This is a genomic window from Pseudoalteromonas sp. NEC-BIFX-2020_015 (assembly GCF_012952265.1).
GTDB classification, from domain to species: Bacteria; Pseudomonadota; Gammaproteobacteria; order Enterobacterales; family Alteromonadaceae; genus Pseudoalteromonas; species Pseudoalteromonas neustonica.
In genome coordinates, this window is the sequence record NZ_JABCJL010000006.1 from 176,280 (window position 1) to 194,118 (window position 17,839).

Annotated in this window: 15 protein-coding genes and 1 pseudogene; 11 read left to right on the forward strand and 5 right to left on the reverse strand. The window is 40.3% G+C overall.

What is annotated here, in order from left to right:
- Positions 1-135 precede the first annotated feature (135 nt).
- From HH219_RS06680 to HH219_RS06720, 9 genes are all read left to right on the forward strand, one after another.
- Positions 136-1,092, forward strand: coding sequence for a MoxR family ATPase (locus tag HH219_RS06680; RefSeq protein WP_054203204.1), 957 nt, complete (start codon positions 136-138; stop codon positions 1,090-1,092).
- 3 nt (positions 1,093-1,095) lie between these two features.
- The gene (locus tag HH219_RS06685; protein ID WP_169326980.1) at positions 1,096-2,040 is read left to right on the forward strand and encodes a DUF58 domain-containing protein; all 945 of its coding nucleotides are present in this window, start codon (positions 1,096-1,098) and stop codon (positions 2,038-2,040) included.
- Position 2,041: 1 nt separating this feature from the next.
- Positions 2,042-2,479: a DUF4381 domain-containing protein gene (locus HH219_RS06690; RefSeq protein ID WP_054203206.1), complete on the forward strand. Its 438-nt coding sequence runs from the start codon at positions 2,042-2,044 to the stop codon at positions 2,477-2,479.
- Complete coding sequence (locus HH219_RS06695; protein WP_169326981.1) at positions 2,472-3,458, forward strand: VWA domain-containing protein; 987 nt, start codon at positions 2,472-2,474, stop codon at positions 3,456-3,458. The genes HH219_RS06690 and HH219_RS06695 overlap by 8 nt, the downstream gene beginning before the upstream one ends.
- Positions 3,458-5,380 carry a VWA domain-containing protein gene (locus HH219_RS06700; RefSeq protein WP_169326982.1) on the forward strand — a complete coding sequence of 641 codons (1,923 nt, stop codon included), beginning with the start codon at positions 3,458-3,460 and terminating at the stop codon, positions 5,378-5,380. Before HH219_RS06695 ends, HH219_RS06700 begins: the two co-directional genes overlap by 1 nt.
- Complete coding sequence (locus HH219_RS06705) at positions 5,374-7,014, forward strand: BatD family protein (protein ID WP_169326983.1); 1,641 nt, start codon at positions 5,374-5,376, stop codon at positions 7,012-7,014. The genes HH219_RS06700 and HH219_RS06705 overlap by 7 nt, the downstream gene beginning before the upstream one ends.
- 64 nt (positions 7,015-7,078) lie before the next feature.
- Positions 7,079-7,636 (forward strand): sigma-70 family RNA polymerase sigma factor, encoded by a 558-nt coding sequence (locus tag HH219_RS06710; protein WP_054454983.1) that lies wholly within the window; start codon positions 7,079-7,081, stop codon positions 7,634-7,636.
- Positions 7,636-8,436 carry a DUF3379 family protein gene (locus HH219_RS06715; RefSeq protein ID WP_169326984.1) on the forward strand — a complete coding sequence of 267 codons (801 nt, stop codon included), beginning with the start codon at positions 7,636-7,638 and terminating at the stop codon, positions 8,434-8,436. The genes HH219_RS06710 and HH219_RS06715 overlap by 1 nt, the downstream gene beginning before the upstream one ends.
- A gap of 205 nt (positions 8,437-8,641) precedes the next feature.
- Positions 8,642-9,481 carry a Tim44-like domain-containing protein gene (locus HH219_RS06720; RefSeq protein WP_169326985.1) on the forward strand — a complete coding sequence of 280 codons (840 nt, stop codon included), beginning with the start codon at positions 8,642-8,644 and terminating at the stop codon, positions 9,479-9,481.
- A gap of 102 nt (positions 9,482-9,583) precedes the next feature.
- Here the strand turns inward: HH219_RS06720 and HH219_RS06725 are convergent, their stop codons facing one another.
- From HH219_RS06725 to HH219_RS06740, 4 genes are all read right to left on the reverse strand, one after another.
- Positions 9,584-10,774, reverse strand: a complete 1,191-nt coding sequence (locus HH219_RS06725) for an amino acid aminotransferase (protein ID WP_054205179.1) — start codon at positions 10,772-10,774, stop codon at positions 9,584-9,586.
- A gap of 79 nt (positions 10,775-10,853) precedes the next feature.
- On the reverse strand, positions 10,854-11,519 hold the full coding sequence (locus HH219_RS06730; RefSeq protein WP_054205178.1) for a GAF domain-containing protein: 666 nt from the start codon (positions 11,517-11,519) through the stop codon (positions 10,854-10,856).
- Between the two features lie 53 nt (positions 11,520-11,572).
- Positions 11,573-13,234 carry a fused response regulator/phosphatase gene (locus HH219_RS06735; protein ID WP_170174112.1) on the reverse strand — a complete coding sequence of 554 codons (1,662 nt, stop codon included), beginning with the start codon at positions 13,232-13,234 and terminating at the stop codon, positions 11,573-11,575.
- Positions 13,234-13,539, reverse strand: coding sequence for an STAS domain-containing protein (locus HH219_RS06740; RefSeq protein ID WP_054205177.1), 306 nt, complete (start codon positions 13,537-13,539; stop codon positions 13,234-13,236). The genes HH219_RS06735 and HH219_RS06740 overlap by 1 nt, the downstream gene beginning before the upstream one ends.
- A 155-nt stretch (positions 13,540-13,694) precedes the next feature.
- Between HH219_RS06740 and HH219_RS06745 the strand changes: the two genes are divergently transcribed.
- Both HH219_RS06745 and HH219_RS06750 read left to right on the forward strand, forming a co-directional pair.
- The gene (locus HH219_RS06745; protein WP_169326986.1) at positions 13,695-14,024 is read left to right on the forward strand and encodes a stress response translation initiation inhibitor YciH; all 330 of its coding nucleotides are present in this window, start codon (positions 13,695-13,697) and stop codon (positions 14,022-14,024) included.
- Between the two features lie 1,315 nt (positions 14,025-15,339).
- Positions 15,340-15,927: pseudogene (locus HH219_RS06750) on the forward strand (transposase); the annotation flags it as partial.
- Positions 15,928-16,231: 304 nt separating this feature from the next.
- On the opposite strand, the gene HH219_RS06755 reads toward HH219_RS06750, so the two are convergent.
- Positions 16,232-17,209, reverse strand: a complete 978-nt coding sequence (locus HH219_RS06755) for an alpha/beta fold hydrolase (RefSeq protein WP_169326988.1) — start codon at positions 17,207-17,209, stop codon at positions 16,232-16,234.
- Between the last annotated feature and the right edge of the window lie 630 nt (positions 17,210-17,839).

A 17,839-nucleotide genomic window follows, 5' to 3' on the forward strand; every position in this document is an offset into this window, starting at 1 on the left:
TATGCTAGGGTAAAAACCGTTAAAAAATAACGAACTATTTTGTAAAATAGGGTCTAACACTTGTGTTATAGAACAATAATCCCAATAACCAATAAAGCTTTTTATAAACCTTGCTAACCAGGACAGTCTTTTATTATGGCCGCTAACGTATTTTCACAATTAAAAACTTATTTAGACAGCCAAATTATTGGCCAGCCAGAATTAACTCAAGCGCTACTTATCGCTATTTTAGCCGATGGTCACTTATTAGTAGAAGGCCCTCCAGGGCTTGCTAAAACCCGAGCAGTAAATGCACTTGCCAAAGGCGTTGAAGGTTCATTCCAACGCGTGCAGTTCACTCCTGATTTATTACCTGCGGATGTCACTGGCACAGATATTTACCGCCAACAGACCAGTGAGTTCGTGTTTGAGAAAGGCCCATTATTTCATAACCTAATTTTAGCCGATGAAATTAACCGTGCCCCAGCTAAAGTCCAATCAGCCTTATTAGAAGCGATGGCAGAACGCCAAGTTACGGTAGGCAAAAATACTTACCCGCTATCTGATTTATTTATGGTGATGGCGACGCAGAATCCGCTTGAGCAAGAAGGCACCTACCCGCTACCTGAAGCACAACTTGATCGCTTTTTATTGCACCTAAGTATTGGTTACCCTGGCGCAGAGCATGAGCTTGACATTTTACGTCTGACTCGCGGCGAAGCACTGAGCGAACATCAAGCCCCTGCACAACAAATTAGTCAAAACGACTTATTTGCTTCACGCAAAGCGATTTTAGGCTTGCATCTAGCTGAGCCACTTGAACAGTATTTAGTACAGCTAATTATTGCCACGCGTGAAGGCGCTAAATTAGATGCTCAACTAGGCAGCTGGATTGAGTATGGCGCAAGCCCACGTGCCACGATTGCCCTTGATAAATGTGCCCGCGCACATGCTTGGTTACAAGGCCGTGACTTTGTTGCACCTGATGACATTCAAGCGGTACTGCATAATGTGCTGCGCCACCGCATTATCTTAAGTTACGAAGCACAAGCTGATGGTGTGACTAAAGATCAGGTTATTAGCCGTATCCTAGAACTTGTTGCCGTGCCATAAACTATGCAAAGCCAATTAGATAATCAACAATGGCTTAGCTTAAGTCATAGTCATGGGGTCGACTTAGGGCTTAAAGAGCTGATGTATTACAAAGCTAAAGCCCGCTTGCTTGAGCTTGCCCCAAAAGCTAAAATTAAAAACAGCCTAACTGGCCAATATCTTGCACCTCATAAAGGCCGAGGTATGGAGTTTGCCGAAGTACGCCATTATCAACAAGGCGATGATATTCGCTCAATTGATTGGCGTGTTACCGCGCGCACTGGTGAAACCCACACCAAACTTTTTCAAGAAGAAAAAGAACGCCCAGTGTTTGTGTTTACCGACTTTTCTAATTCGATGCTGTTTGGCTCCAAGCTGTTACTTAAGTCTGTGCAAGCAGCGCATATTAGCGCATTAGTTGCATGGTCTGCATGTCAACGTGGTGATCGTATCGGCGGTATTGTATTTAATCAACATGGTCATTTAGAACTAAAACCCACCGCCCGTGAGAAAGCAGTATTAAAACTGTGTCACAATTTATGCGATAACCACCAGCAAGCACTGACACGCATTGACGAGCCCACCGAAAATAAACTCAGCGATAACCTCAAGCGCTTAAACCATTTAGCCAAGCCAGGTAGTTTAGTGTATTTGGTGTCTGATTTTAGCACCCTTGATGATGCCAGCTTTAAGCAATTAGAAATACTGAGTCGTCACTGTGAGCTAATTGGCTGCCATATTAGCGACCCATTTGAGCACCAGCTCCCTGCGTTTAAACAAACGGTAACAGTCAGTGCCAATGGCAGTGATTTTGCCCTGCCGCTTATGGACAAAGGCTTTCGTGATAAGTTTGCTAAAACTGCTGAGCAAGCATTTGCTTCACGTTTAGAGCGTTTAACTAAATCGGGTCTTAATTTAATATCATTCAATGCAGCTACACCCCTTGAGCTACAATTAGTGAGAAAGTAACATGCAAACCTCTCCATTAGATGGCCTACATGATGTAATTGTACCAACCCACGTTTCTTGGTGGCCATTAGCACCTATTTGGTGGGTTATAATGGCTATACTGCTACTGACTATTAGTTTTATCAGTTACAAGTTGTATCAGACTTACCAATTTAAAAAAGCCAAACGTCAGGCTATTTTACTAAGTAACCAATGCGATAATGATGCCCAGCAATTACATATTTTAATTAAACGTCTGGCATTACATTACTATCAACAACGCGTGGCATCGCAAGGCACGCAGCAATGGTGTAACACACTAAATAAGCTGACCGGTCAACAATTCACTGAACTTGAACTCATGAGCCTATATCAACCGCAAACCAATCAAGCGGCGCTAGCGAATAAATTAAAACTCGCCATTGTGCAATTTAAAGTAAAGGAGCCGTTAAATGTTTGAATTTAGCTGGCCTTGGTTATTTTTATTATTGCCACTGCCTTGGTTGTTACGCTTGTTTAAACCCGTACACAGCGAAGGTAACACCCGATTACGTATTCCCAGTTTTGCCAAACACAATTTGGCCACGCAAGTTGCCCAGCAGCAAACTCGCGGTATTAGTTTATTTGAATGGTTAATTTGGGCTTTATTAGTCACCGCACTGGCAAACCCCACTTGGCTCGATGACCCAATTACATTACCTAATGAAGGTCGCGATATTATGCTTGCCGTGGATTTATCTGGGTCGATGACCGAGCAAGATATGGCATATCAAGGCCAATATGTTGATCGTCTAACCATGGTAAAAGCAGTATTGAGTGACTTTATAGAGCAACGCCAAGGTGACCGATTAGGGCTGATTTTATTTGGCGACACGGCTTTTTTACAAACCCCACTCACCCGGGACGTAAAAACCGTGAGTCAAATGCTCTCAGAGGCACAAATTGGCTTAGTTGGCCGCGCCACTGCAATTGGTGACGCTCTGGGTTTATCGGTAAAACGTTTTGCCAGCAAAGATGAAAGTAACCGCATTGTGGTGCTATTGACTGATGGTCAAAATACCGCCGGTAATTTAGATCCAGAAGAAGCCCTATTACTTGCCCGCGAAGAAGGCATTAAAGTGTATACCATAGGTGTGGGCTCTGATAATCCGCGCGGTTTTAGCTTATTCAATATGGGTGGCATGAGCGGTGGAAGTTTAGATGAAACCTTACTTAAACGTATTGCTGAACAAACTGGCGGACTCTACTTTCGCGCAAAAGACGTGGCCGGCTTGCAACAAATTTATCAAGAGCTTGATAAACTCGAGCCTATCAGCGCCGATGAGCAAACTTTTCGCCCGCAAAGTGCATTATTTTATTACCCGTTATTAATTGCATTGGCCTTGATTGGCCTGCGCGTTATGTTCATTACGGCAAAAACACTAAGACAGGAGGCCTAATGGACTTTGAATTTATCCGCCCAGCCGTTTTGTGGCTATTAATCCCTGTGTGCTTAGTGTTTATGATTGCAATGATCAAAAACAAAAAAACGAGCCAAAGTGAACTAATCGCACCGCACCTTGCAAAATTTGTGATCAACACCAATAGCAAAGAACAGTCGCAACCTATGTGGCTAATTGCCCTTTTTACTATTTTAGCCGTTGTTTTTAGCGCTGGCCCTAGCTTTGAAGAAAAGCAAGTACCGGTATTTCAAAGTAAAAACGCCCGTGTAATTGTAATGGATATGTCGCTGTCAATGTACAGTACCGACATTGCCCCAAGTCGCATAGTGCAAGCCCGTTTCAAAGCGCTTGATATGATTGAACTGTTTAAAGAAGGCGACACCGCACTTGTTGCTTACGCTGGCACTGCTTATACTATTTCTCCTTTAACCAATGATGCTGCAACACTTGAGAATCTGATCCCAAGTTTAAGCCCTGATATTATGCCCGACAAAGGCTCAAACGTACTTGCCGGACTCGATGTAGCCAAAGAGCTATTAACACAAGCAGGCTACCTTGAAGGCGACATTATTTTAATTACAGATGGCGTGGAGCAAAGTGAGCAACAAGACATTAGTCAATTTACTGCAGCAAATAACTATCGGTTGAATATTTATGGTGTGGGTACAGAGCAAGGCGCGCCCATTAAGCTCCCTGAAGGTGGTTTTTTAAAAGACAGCTACGGCCAAATTGTGATCCCAACCATCAACACAAGCATGCTTAATAGCTTAGCCAAAAACAGTGGTGGCAAGTTTGCAACTTACCAACCTAGTGCTGGTGACATTCAAATTTTTGCACCCAGTGCCAACAGCGAAATGTTAAAAAATGAAAAACAAAGCCAAGCATTATGGCGTATTGATGCCGGTATTTATGGCCTGTTTATTTTACTGCCAATGATGATGTGGATTTTTCGCCGTGGTGCATTTGCCGCTGCATTTTTAGTCATATGCTTTTTACCACAACAAAATGCATATGCTGTAGAGGTGCCGCGTGTATTTAAAAATCAAGATCAACGCGCATTAGATGCCTATCAACAAGGTGAGTACGAACAAGCAGCAACTGCAGATTCTAGTCAACTAAAAGGCGCGGCGCTTTACCAGCAAGGCAATTTTGATGCTGCTTTGGCACAGTTCAGTCAAGATAAAACCGCAACGGGTTTATATAACTATGGCAACGCCCTTGCCAAAGCTGGAAAGTTAGAAGAAGCAACACAAGCTTATAAAAAAGTCCTTGAAATAGACCCCGACTTTACCCAAGCAAAAGATAACAAAGCACTTGTTGAGCAATTAAAGGATCAGCAGCAACAGCAAGAAGATCAGGACTCAGATCAAGAGCAACAAAGCCAAGATGGCGAGCAAGGCCAAGATCAGCCAAACAAAGAAAATAAAGATAAATCACAACAAGGGGACAAACCATCTGAGGATCAACAACCTCAACAAGGTGATGAATCCAAGCAAAGTGATGAACAGCAAGCTGATGACAAGCAAAAAGATGGTAAACCTTCTGATCAAAAAACGAATGAGCAAAATGATCCAAAAATGGAAGCTCAACCAGATGACACCGATAAAAGTAGCGAAGAACAGCAGCAAAATGCGCAGAACGAATCAAAGGATGACGCCGCTAAAGAAGATGACAAGCAAGCACAACCGCAAATGACCTCTGAGCAACAGCAACAAGCAGAAGAAGCTGCAAAGCAACAAGCTATGCAAGCGCAAACTGCAGAGCTCACTAATGAAGAAAAAGAAAAAGCACAGCAATTAAATCAACTGTTGCGCAAAGTCCCCGATGACCCTGCTATTTTATTACGCAATAAAATGCAATTAGAAGCCCAAAAACGAAACCGTCAACGCCGTCCACAAGGAGTCGAAAAATCATGGTAATGCGATTAATCTGTTGTTTGTTGCTTATCAGCGCTATGCCCCTGTGGGCTGTTACTCAATTACAAGCCAGTGTTGATAAAAACCCGGTACTCGCGGGTGAATTTTTTACCCTCAGTATCAGTGCTGACGACACCATAAAAAACGAACAACCAGACACCTCTGCGCTGTTAAAGGATTTTGTCGTTGGGCCAACCAGTGTTAGTACTCGTACTAATATTGTCAATGGCAGTATTTCAAAGCAAACGACGTGGTCAGTTAAGCTAATGACCCGAAGTGCGGGTGAATATACAATACCTGCATTTAGTATTGCTGGCGTAAACTCTATTCCCATCACTTTAAAAGTGGCACAGCGCAGCAAGGATACTGAGCAAAGTAGTGATGCATTTATTAAAGCGTCGCTTTCTAGTGAAAGTTTATTCGTGCAAGAAGCTGGCCTATACACGATTAAGCTCTACCTTGCTAAAGAACTGTTAGATGGCAATTTAACGGCACCAAGCATGCCTGATGCACAATTGAGTCAAATCGGTAAGCAAACGGAAAACTATGAACTTATAGATGGAAAACGTTACTTAGTTATCACCCGAGAGTATTTAGTCCAGCCACAAAAAAGTGGCAGTTATACTATTGAAGCGCCTGCGTTTCAGGGCCGCGTTCGCCAGAATTACCGCCAACTAGAAATCTCCGCACTAGGTGAAAGCGTCAATGTAGAGATAAAGCCAATACCGAGTGATTACCAAGGTTCATGGTTACCAAGTGAGTTAGTCAATTTAGATGAACAGTGGCAACCAACTGACGATACTGTTGAAGTTGGTACACCGATTACACGGACTTTAACTTTAACAGCCCTTGGTATTACTAAAGAGCAATTACCTGACATTAAATTACCTGAAATACAAGGCATTCGCAGCTACCCTGATGAAAAAGAGAATAACCACCTAGTTCGTGATGGTCGAGTAATATCACAACAAACAGCCTCATACGCACTATTACCACAAACACCAGGCACATACACATTACCTGAGGTAAGCGTGCCTTGGTATAACACCAAAATAAATCGAATTAGCTATGCTACGCTACCTGCCCGTACAATCACTGTGATACCTAGCAGCACAACGCTAAACCCACCCTTGCCTGCACAATCAGATCAAGGCGTATCGGCAGATTCACGTACACCAATATCTACCTCATCAGTGTATATAAACTCATATCCGTTATGGCTCGTGATTATCAGTGTAATTGGTTACTTATTATGGCTTATAACACTTATTTTATGGTGGCGGAGTAAATCTCATCGTGAGCTGATAAATGCCCCCGCTAAAAAAGTAACAAATAAATCGTCACTATTTTTGGATGAATTAAAACGCCACAGTAAAAATAACAATGTAAGCGCTTTTTATCAGGCTCTAAATCGTTACGCGGTACAAACAACAAAACAATCTCATAGTGCGATAGACAAGCTAGAACTGCACGCTGATAATGCTTTGCTTAGCCAGCACATTGCTAAATTGCGGGCTGCGCTCTATAGTCCTAACAATACAGATGTTGATATGGTTGCTATTGTAAACCTATTACAAGAGCAACATAAAATACAAAAAACGTCACAAGAATCGGTGTTAAAAGGACTTTATAAATAGAGTTTGAGTAATGAGGTGTTATTCTCGACTTAAACAAAGAATTACTTAAAATAAAAAAGTGCTTATGCTTGGAAATAAAAATTCTAATGATCAGGTCTTAGTAAATATGGCAGAGAAACAAAAACGCTATGAGAAACTTGTTCATGTTTATCATAGTGAACTATATCGCTTTGCTTATTGGTTATGTCGTGACCCTAATATTGCCGAAGATCTTGTTCAAGAAACGTTTTTACGTGCTTGGCGCGCTCTTGACTCACTATTAGATCAAAAAGCAGCTAAACCATGGCTATTGACGATTTTACGCCGGGAAAATGCCCGCCGTTTTGAACGCAAACAATTTGATTATAGTGATGTTGAAAATGACACCTTAGTTGACGAAAAAAGCGTCACTTTGGATGACGAAATGGAACAAACAGTGATCCAACGTCAAATTGCTAAATTATCCGATGAATACCGCGAACCATTACTGCTGCAAGTTGTAATGGGTTGCTCAGGCGAAGAGATAGCAGAAATATTAGATTTAAATAAGAACACGGTTATGACACGTTTATACCGTGCGAGAAACCAGTTAAAAGAGGCATTAAGCCGTGATGATGAACAACTTAAAGGGGCATCAAAATAATGGATGATCTCGAGTTTCGTCGCCGAGTTTTTGCACAACCAAGTAGCACCGATGAGGAGCTATTGGAATTTGCAGAGCAACACCCTGAGCGACAAGAGCTAATCAATGAAATGCAAGCTTTTGATTTAGAGCTTTCAGGCGCACTTGATATACCTGTACCAAAAGGGCTCTCAGAGCGTATTCTAGCGAATACCGCTGCGCATACTCAAGATGAGTCTACTGCTACACAGCACACAAAATCTGAGCAAGCTAACGCAGTAACGCAAACACAGCAACCTACTAATAATGTTGTTGATGCCAGTTCGCGCTTTAAACGTAATCGTTTACCGTTAGCAATGGCCGCCTCATTATTAGTAGCGGTCAGTGCATTTTTCTTTAGTAGTGAACAAAGTGTAGCCTATGGTGCTGGCGAACATGCACTTGCTCACGTTTACTATGAAATTAATGCATTAGAAAAAACTGCCGAAATCAGCTTACAAACGGTCAACGAAAAATTTGCCGTATTAGGAGGTCATTTAGATGAGTTACCCGGCAAAGTCACCTATTTGATGTTTTGCGACTTCAAAGGTCAAAAAGGGTTACATTTAATATTTGAGTCTGATCACGGACCTATGACTGTATTTATTGTGCCATCGAAGCAACAATCATTTGGTCTTGGTCAAGATGACTTCCAAGATGACCGTTTTGAAGGCCATATTAATCGTGGCCCGGATGCTGATACTATTTTAGTCGCCAGCCTCGGTGCACCACTACAAAACTACAATGATCGTATTAACCATGCAATTCGCTGGTTAAACTAATAACTAAGTGCATAGGCGTTTTATCTACGCCAATGCACTTCCCCACGGTCATAATCCTATGGCTGTAATTTAAAAGTACGCATTGCTGTTAAATCAAGCTATCAACATACGTAACGGGTATTTTAATCCGAATTCACTTTGTACCTATTTATATGATTCCTAAACTGATTTAGAATCGCTACTCTAATCTGTTTTAAGGAATTTCATGAAAAACCTGATTGTTATATTTTCATTACTTGCTCTGTTATGTACTGCAAGTTTTGATGCTGAAGCACGTAAAAAGTTCGGTAGTAAAAAGCGCGGAAAAACCCCTGAAACCCAACAAACTGCACAAAAACAACAAACCGACACCAATACTGTCGCTCCAGCAGCTAAGCCAAAATCAAGCAAAAAAGGCATGATGGCGGGCATCTTTGGTGGTTTGTTAGCCGGAGGCTTAATCGCCTCAATGATGGGTGATGATTTCGAAGGTATGCAAATTTTAGAAATGATCGTAATGGCCGGTATTGCCTTTATCATCTTTAAACTTGTAATGGGCATGATCCGCCGTAAAAATGCCCCAGCCATGGCGCATGCGCAAGGTACATTTAACGCGCCACAAATGAAACAAGCCGCACCAGAGCAAGCGACTGCTACAGGTTTTAGTCAAACGAATAACGTGCCTTTTAACCTGCCACCTAATTTTGATACTAATGGCTTTTTACAAGGCGCTCGTACTCATTACCACACTTTACAAACAGCGTGGAATGAAGCTGATTACAGCACGATGGCTGAGTATTTAAGCCCTGAGCTAGTGGCAGAGTTTAAAGCTGAACGCGAAACAATCCAAAGCGTAGCGACTGAGGTCATGTTTATTGATGCCGAGCTTGTTCGCGCTGATACAAACGCACAAAAATGGCAAGTGAGTGTTCGCTTTAAAGGTAAATATCGGGATTTAGGTGATAATAAAGAAGAGCCTATCCTAGAAATTTGGCACTTAGAGCGCGGCACTGATAATGACGCACCTTGGTTAATAGTTGGCGTAGAAGATTTAATTGATTCATAAAATCTAATCACTAAAAACAAAAAACCGCACAACATAATGTTAGTGCGGTTTTTTATTATTTAAATAAACGCTATTTATATAAACGATGTAATGTAAATATAATTACTTACAAACGTCTGCAACAGCATTTGCAAAGTACTCAATGTTTGTATCACTGATACCTGCCACGTTTACACGACTTGAACCAACAATATAGATTGAATACTCTTTTTGTAAACGATCGATTTGCGCTTTATTAATACCTAAGAACGAGAACATACCGTTTTGGCGATCAATAAAAGAGAAGTCTTGTGCAATCCCTTTCGTCGCTAGGTTATCTTTAATAAGCGTACGTAAACCATTAATACGGTTACGCATTTCATCAAGTTCGCCATGCCACATTTGTGTAAGCTCTGTGCTACTTAAAATAGTATTTACAATGTCAGCACCGTGCGCTGGTGGCATTGAATAAATACCACGCACCACACTTAACAGTACTGAATTTGAAATATCAGCCGTTGCAGCATCTTTAGCGATAATAGAACATGCGCCAATACGTTCACGGTATAAACCAAAGTTTTTAGAACATGAAGAACAAATAATTAGCTCATCAACCGCATTCGCTAAAATACGTAAGCCGTTTGCATCTTCTTCAAGGCTTGAACCAAACCCTTGGTACGCAATATCTACAAGTGGTGTAAAACCAACATCTTTAGCAAGCTGCGCTACAGTGTTCCACTGTGTTTCGTTTAAATCCATACCACTTGGGTTGTGGCAGCATGCGTGCAATAAAACAACATCACCTTTAGGCACTTGCGTAAGGGTCTCTATCATTTCATCAAATAATAAATCTTTATTTTCGTAATCGTAGTACGGGTATTCTTTAACTGTCAGACCAGCGGCTTCAAACAAGCTGATATGATTAGCCCAAGTAGGATTAGTAACCCATACTGTTGCCCCTGGATTACAACGAACAATAAACTCAGCAGCAACACGCAGTGCACCTGTACCGCCGGGCGCTTGTGCTGTACGAACACGGTTAGCTAATAACGCTTGGTGCTCACCTAATAATAGGTTTTCCATTTGCTGACAGTAATCTAAATTACCTGCCAAACCAATGTATGATTTACTGGTTTCATTTTCTAGACGAAAGGCTTCGGCTTTTTTTACTGATTTTAATACTGGCGTATTACCTTGTTCATCTTTATAAACACCCACCCCTAAGTCAATCTTATTTGGGTTAGTATCTTGCTTATAGGCCGCCATAAGGCCAAGAATAGGATCTGTTGGTAATGGTTTTAATACTGAGAACATTGACTATCTCTTTCATTATTTAGGGGTTAGCTGTTGCACTTAGCTTAACATAAAAGGTCACTAGATTGACTAGTGTTATTTACACTAAAAAGTGAGGAATTTTAATACAGCAAGCAATTAATAGCGCTAATGTTTGTTGATTAAAAAATTCGTTATTGAAGGCCTCACCGTCAACAATACCCACACAACGATTTTCACTGTCAAAAAGCGGTAAACACGCTTCTGATTTAACTTTAGGATCACAAGTATAATACTCTCCACCTGCAGCCAAATATTGCTCAACATTGTTTATTACACGGCCTTTACTGCTCAGTGCAACCTGTACATTATTACTACCCGCTGCAAATGCTTCGGTAAGTGGAAAAAGAGGCCTACTTGGTGCGCCAAAATAAGCCAATTTCAGAAGCTGGGCGCCCTCTTGCGTTTGCGTATTTTGATAGATACCGTACCAATCAACATTCGTTTGACTTACAACATAATCAACGATGAGTTGTAATGTTGCCAACTTATTAGTGGTGTGCTGATCTTGGCTTACATAATCAGTTAACTTAAATGGCTCATCTTGTAAGTAACCAAATAAACTGCACGTCCCACCTTCGCCTAATTCAGGTATTTGATATTGCCAACGTACAGAGGGCAACTGTACCTGATGCCCAGCCAAATGCTTTTCAAGCTTGATAAGTTCCGCAGAGACTAATTGAGGTGACACATCTAATTGTGCCAGCGATAAATAAGAAGAAGCCATTTAGCCGTCCAAACATCTAAAAAACAAATCATAGCATGACAAATGGCGTTCGACTAGGCTTGTAGCGATGTTAATCTATAACACATTTCTATTTGATTCCCAGATGCGTTATATGACACCTGTTCGGCTATTTCTTCAAGTAGTGATAACCCACGACCATGTTCACGCGTTAAACTATGTCCGTTGTTATTATCGGCGCTAAAACCATTACCTGAGTCACATATAGTAAAATAAACACACAAGGTTTCCGGACAATAACGCATATCAACAATGATCATCGCACCTGTTAATTTTTCTAGAGCGACTTCTCTTTGTTGGTAATACTCCATAAAGCCATCTTCTTGATTTTTAATATCGGAATCTAATCCCAAAACACCATGATCGAGCGCATTGTTATACGCCTCAGATAATAATAAAAAGATGTTTGACCGGTGCGCTTTCAACCCCCCTACTCGGGTAATTACATCGACTATCTCTAGTACCGGATCGGTTTGCTTTATTTGCGTTGAGTTTAAACTTAATGAAAAGTTAAAAGGTAGTGGAGAGTAGCTTTCTATTTCTTTTTTTGGTGCAGGCACAGCTAAACAGTTAAACAAAACTAAACTTAAATCATCTTGCTGTTTAGTGCCATGTGCAAAGTTTGTCACATGTTTAATCACCTCATTACTTGAGATTTGCGCTTTACTTGCTAATACCTCTATAAAGCGCTGCTCACCAAAATAGTCGTCGTATTCATTGGTGGTTTCAATAATCCCATCCGTCGATAAAACCAGCCGCATGCTGGGGTCAACTTCAAAATGAATCAACTCGCGTTCAAACTCATCGGTTTCTAATATACCTAAAGCCATATGTTGCGATTCTAATGTTTTTAAAACATCTCCTTGTTGGTTAATTAAATACGCATCAGGTAAGCCACCTAACCAAGCCGAAATGCTTTTTCCTGAGCTACTTAACTCAATAATATTTGCAGCACAAAACATATGACCAGGTAATAGTTTAGCTAAAACTGTGTTTACTTCATTGGCAATATCGCTTACAGCCATGCCTTTACCGACCATGGTATAAAATACTCTAGAAGCAGGTAAGGCACCCACGGCAGCCGCTAAACCATGGCCAGTAAAATCTCCCAACATACAATATAAACTACCAATCGGGCTTTGTGCCACTAAACACATATCACCATTAAACATTGATGCAGGCGAAAGGTGAAAATCTATATTTTCAGTAAATGCATGTTGATTTTCGAGCGCATTATTAAATATATGCTCAACTATTTCATGCTCTCGTTCAGTTTGATTATAGTGGTATTCTAATAACTTATTTTGCTCGTGGGCCTTCAAGCTCAGTTGTCGAGTACGGCTATGAGCTTTGATTTTTGCACTTAAAATAGCCTTATCAAAAGGCTTATTAATAAAATCATCCCCTCCCACCGCTAAGCAACGTTCAAAACTGCCTTTTTCTTCTAATGCCGTAATAAAAATAATAGGTAAATAAACATCACTACTTAATTTTTTTATCCTTGCTGCTGTTTCATAACCGTCCATTATTGGCATTAAAACATCCAACAAAACAATGTCTATTGCTTCTTTTTCTAATAGCGCTAATGCTTCTACACCGTTACCTGCTAATAAAACATTGTAACCCTGCTGCTCCAGCATAACTTTTAATAGTGTGCAATTTATGGGTTGATCATCAACAACAAGAACGCGCATCATCAGTCAATATCAAATTTTTTATCAAAACGAGATATTTGCAGAATTTTTTTCAATTGCGGTTGGCAATTACTAATATGAATCGCGTTAACAGATGTCCCCAATGTTTTTTTCATGTTAAGTAACATACCCAACGCCGAGCTATCCATATAGTCGGTTTCGCGTAGGTCTACAACCACCCTCACTGTAGTATCATTTATACCAGCGTAGGCTTGGCGAAACGATTGAACCAAATTAAAATCAAACTTCCCTTTAATTTGAATCGTTAGTGTAGTGCCATCCGCTGAGGCACTCTTACTTAAACTCATACTCAACTCCTGATCAGATTATCCGTTCTTATTGCTTTAAATATAACTGCTTAAAAATAATTAGCCAAAAATAAAACCACCTAAGCGCAAATTTGTTATTAGATTTGATATTATAAACGTTATTGTTATTTAACTTTTTTCACCGCAGGCTAAGCATGAGTGATAGTAATCTCGTTTATTCAACCGAAACAGGGCGCATCAGCCAACCAAAACCAACTAAAGAAATTGAGAGCAGAATCTTTAAAGATGGCGCCCTGCGCATCGAACGCCAAACAAAAGGCCGTAAGGGCAAAGGCGTTATGTTGGTCACCGGCATTGATAGCGAACAACACGACTTAAAAAAACTCGCTAAAACCATTAAAAGCAAAATGGGCCAAGGCGGCGCAGTAAAAGACGGCATCATAGAAGTACAAGGCGACGACCGCGACAAACTTAAAGCCATCCTAGAGGCACTTAAATTTAAAGTAAAAATTGCCGGGGGATGAGCCGCTGGGTTTATAAATGCGCTGCTGATATACAAAAATACGCAGCGATTGCCCCTGTTACCCAACGCAGTGGTAAGAAAGAATGAATACATTGGCGATACTCGTGCACTAAATTTTTAAGGCAAAAATTTGTGGAATGGGCAGGGTTATCTGTGCGTTATTCATTTTGGGCTAAAGCATATTATCGGCAGCAAGAAACCAAAGAAAAACCCCATAATACCATCATCAGATCATTGGCATTTATCTGGATACAGATCCTATTTAGGTGCTGGAAAACACATACGCCCTACGATGAATCAACTTACTTAACTGTATTGAAAAGTAAGGGTGCACCGCTGTTAAAATTTGCGGTGGAAAATGAGCTTTAGCGCTTGCTGTCCACATCAGGGCGTGTTGTTATACGTATTTTACACAAACCGTAAACTTTTGAGCTAATTTTACAAGCATGTAACTGACAATAGGAAATAGCGGTGTAAATAATATAAATATTAAGAAGAGTCCACCATCCATTAGACCTGCTTCAGTATTCCTTAATGGAGTTATATAAATAACTATCAACACAAGCGCAAAAGTAAGTGGCCCTGTAAATAAGGTAATTACTAATTTAGATACAGTATTAAGTTGTTGCTCATATGACTTTGCATAATATTTACACACTAAAAAAGAAATATAGAAATGAACAAAAAGAAAAACACCTAAAACTAGATAACCCACCAAACCTCCCTATACGTATAACGAGGCTGTAGAATAACTCGTTTTTTAATTTATTTTTATTGATGCTTCAACCATAGCTGAGTTCCTATTTGGGTTCAATCGGTTACTTCAATTTTACATAAATTTAAAAAAGGATTTGGTGTTGTTTTAATGGGCGTTTTGGAAGGGATTGCAGGTGTGTGAGTGGTTTATTTGAGGTGTAAGAGTTTACCCTATTTGGGACTGTTGAACTTTGTAGTATGTATATTAACGCCAGTATTGGTAGCCAAAGCGAGAAATACAATGATAATACTTTATATCAAGCAAACTTACTTGACGCTTTCTTACCGTTGCCATACATCACTCTGTTTGCTTTTCACACTAATTTAAAGCAAGTAAAAAATATGGAAAATACAAAATTTAGGATTGATGTCATCTTTGTTATTTATCGGCGTACACAGCGAGAAATACAATGATAGTATTTTGTATCAACCAAACTTATTTGACGTTTTCTTGCGATAGCCATATGACATCCTGTTTATTTTTTGCACTAATTAAAAGTTAGTGCGAAATATAGAAAATACAAACTTTAGGATGAGTGTCATTTTTATTTCTCAAAATAGCTAATCGTCGAGGTGGGATCATTTCATCAATTGAAGCCGTATTAGAAGATGCAACCAATGAACTCTCAACGGAGTGTAGGCGTGCCATTTACCTAGCAAAAGAACATTTGAAAGTATTGTTTGAAGCAATTCGGCATTATGATGACTGCATGGAAAAATCGGTGGCGGCTCATCCTGAATGTAAAAAACTCATGCGACTGGAAGGCGTTGGTGCGATGAACGCCATCAATCTTTATATTGCGCTTGGTTGTTCAGAAATAGGAACGTTTAGCAAAGGAAAAGATGCGGCTGCCTGTATTGGAGTAACGCCTATCCAGCATTCTTCTGGAGGAACAGTGGCATTAGGCTCCATGGGAAAATCAAAAAACAGCATCCTAAGAAGTCAGTTAATCTGTGGTGCCACAGCCGCCGTTCAGCATGCAGTTAAAAGAAAGGCCAAAACCAAAAAAGACCTTTGGATACAAGGGTTGGTCGAGCGTCGAGGAAAAAAATGTGCCGCGGTAGCACTCGCCAATAAAACGGTTAGAACGGCGTTTTCCATGTTAACAAAAGGCACAGAATACAAAGCTGAATTACTCGCAGCCTAAAAAGAGTTCAAACAACAAAAATGCACTAACGAAGATAAAAATCAACTGGTTTAGTCAGTAGCCAACTAAGAGCTTTTAGCTCGCTTTATAGATTTGACAACCAGTTCGCGTAAATATCAAAGAGCCAGAGATAGCTTCTCAGTTTAGAGCTCGTACATAAGTATGCATTTATTTCTTTGTGTTAAAAGTTTTTGTTGTTGACAAGAGGGAGTCCACATAAGTTGGCTAAAATTAGCGACGACGGAGCAAAAGCCAACTATATTTAGTCCTTGTTTAACAGCTTGTTAGCTGCCACTGTAATAATTTAAAGCTCAAATAGCCATTTTTCTATTTTACTGGAGTCTTCTTTATTGAAGACCATCAAGCTTGAATGAGCGCGATTTTCAAATGTAAATTTTGTTATCTGTTTATTTTTAACGGACGAAAAGTAATCCGGTGGTGAAACCGAATCAATATTTGAGTTTACTAACAAGGTTGGTTTACTGCTTTCATTTAAATTAATTAATAAATCTGTGTCTTCTAATGTAACTGATGCATCTTCCATTGTCTGAGTAACAATTTCATGTACGTGATCAGAAAACATACTGTTTAACATAGGAGCTTTATTTGGTAAATATTCTTTTGCTGCAAGGTCGAATCTCATCATAGGGGCTAGTAAAATAGCTGCATCTACATGATCAGATGACAATAAGTTACTTGCAGCTAAAGTTCCCATTGAGTGTCCAACAACAACAGTTAATTCTTTATTTTCTCTTTTATTTGTCAATTTACTGAGGAGTTGGGAAAGCGCTTGATGTTCCCTCGTACCAAAAGCAAACTTTTCATTTGATTCGCCATGACCAAATAAATCAGGGATGACCACGTTCATGCCGAGAGCTCTAAAATAGATCGCCGTAGCCATCATAACCTCTTTACTACCTCCATATCCATGCAGCAATAGAGCAGTTCCCTTTAAACGATTAAATGTATCAGGTGTCATTGTATGAGATATCGTATTTTCTACTCCATTGCCTATTGCGTGAAGGTTGTAATAAACAGAACTACCCGCCGGAAAATCCTCAGAAAGGTAAGGAGGCGCTGTTAAATATGGAATACACTCTTTTGTGGTATGTGAACAAAATTCATGTTTTGTGAAACCGATTTCTTCAGGCTCAGCTTTGATAAATTCAGCCTCTGATAGATAAACATCAGGATTTGATATTATGTAGCTCCCAATTGAAGTGCAGCCAGATACAAGCACAGCAAAAACAATATAGAAAATTAGTTTAATTTCATTCTTCATTTTTAATACAACACGTTAAGTTATTCACGGGACTCTACTTAGGCAGCTAACGCCCATATTAAGCGGACTAAAATTGTTGGTTATAATGTGGAGCGAAGCGGAACCTAACCAACTGTTTTAGTTCCGTTTAAATTGACTTGTGTACGCCCGACATGGGCATTGACTTATGAGGTGAAAGTCCTCTGTAGGAAGATCACCGTTTAAATAACACACTGTTATTAAACGATAGACACTCGCAAATGGCAAGGGCTAAATCGTGAGAGATAGTCTGGAGGAAGCCGCTAGCAAATCTGCGAGCTGATGAACAAAAACATCATATGAGGCGTAGGCTGGAGACGAGCTAGCACAAGATAGCGAAGTCATGTGATCTAACGGCCACCGTAAATGATGCAGTTGTGCAGAGAAAGTCGATGCACCTTATTCGGGGAGATCTGATAAACACGCATCCGCGCTAACGCTTGAAGATTACCAGTTAGGGACTGGTTGTTCAACCCTTGGCGCTTTGGTTGCTGCGACCTACAGCGAGCGAAATAGCAGTAAACAAGCGTTAGTTTAGACGCGCTTTATCGAGTAATCGCTAGAGTGATCTATCAGAAGTCAGCAGATGGCATACGACTGCATGGATGCAGA

Excerpts from the sequence above, each read along its gene's own strand:
- HH219_RS06680 (WP_054203204.1), top strand. The coding sequence starts at position 136 with ATGGCCGCTAACGTATTTTCACAATTAAAAACTTATTTAGACAGCCAA.
- HH219_RS06685 (WP_169326980.1), top strand. The coding sequence starts at position 1,096 with ATGCAAAGCCAATTAGATAATCAACAATGGCTTAGCTTAAGTCATAGT.
- HH219_RS06690 (WP_054203206.1), top strand. The coding sequence starts at position 2,042 with ATGCAAACCTCTCCATTAGATGGCCTACATGATGTAATTGTACCAACC.
- HH219_RS06695 (WP_169326981.1), top strand. The coding sequence starts at position 2,472 with ATGTTTGAATTTAGCTGGCCTTGGTTATTTTTATTATTGCCACTGCCT.
- HH219_RS06700 (WP_169326982.1), top strand. The coding sequence starts at position 3,458 with ATGGACTTTGAATTTATCCGCCCAGCCGTTTTGTGGCTATTAATCCCT.
- HH219_RS06705 (WP_169326983.1), top strand. The coding sequence starts at position 5,374 with ATGGTAATGCGATTAATCTGTTGTTTGTTGCTTATCAGCGCTATGCCC.
- HH219_RS06710 (WP_054454983.1), top strand. The coding sequence starts at position 7,079 with ATGCTTGGAAATAAAAATTCTAATGATCAGGTCTTAGTAAATATGGCA.
- HH219_RS06715 (WP_169326984.1), top strand. The coding sequence starts at position 7,636 with ATGGATGATCTCGAGTTTCGTCGCCGAGTTTTTGCACAACCAAGTAGC.
- HH219_RS06720 (WP_169326985.1), top strand. The coding sequence starts at position 8,642 with ATGAAAAACCTGATTGTTATATTTTCATTACTTGCTCTGTTATGTACT.
- HH219_RS06725 (WP_054205179.1), bottom strand. The coding sequence starts at position 10,774 with ATGTTCTCAGTATTAAAACCATTACCAACAGATCCTATTCTTGGCCTT.
- HH219_RS06730 (WP_054205178.1), bottom strand. The coding sequence starts at position 11,519 with ATGGCTTCTTCTTATTTATCGCTGGCACAATTAGATGTGTCACCTCAA.
- HH219_RS06735 (WP_170174112.1), bottom strand. The coding sequence starts at position 13,234 with ATGATGCGCGTTCTTGTTGTTGATGATCAACCCATAAATTGCACACTA.
- HH219_RS06740 (WP_054205177.1), bottom strand. The coding sequence starts at position 13,539 with ATGAGTTTAAGTAAGAGTGCCTCAGCGGATGGCACTACACTAACGATT.
- HH219_RS06745 (WP_169326986.1), top strand. The coding sequence starts at position 13,695 with ATGAGTGATAGTAATCTCGTTTATTCAACCGAAACAGGGCGCATCAGC.
- HH219_RS06755 (WP_169326988.1), bottom strand. The coding sequence starts at position 17,209 with ATGAAGAATGAAATTAAACTAATTTTCTATATTGTTTTTGCTGTGCTT.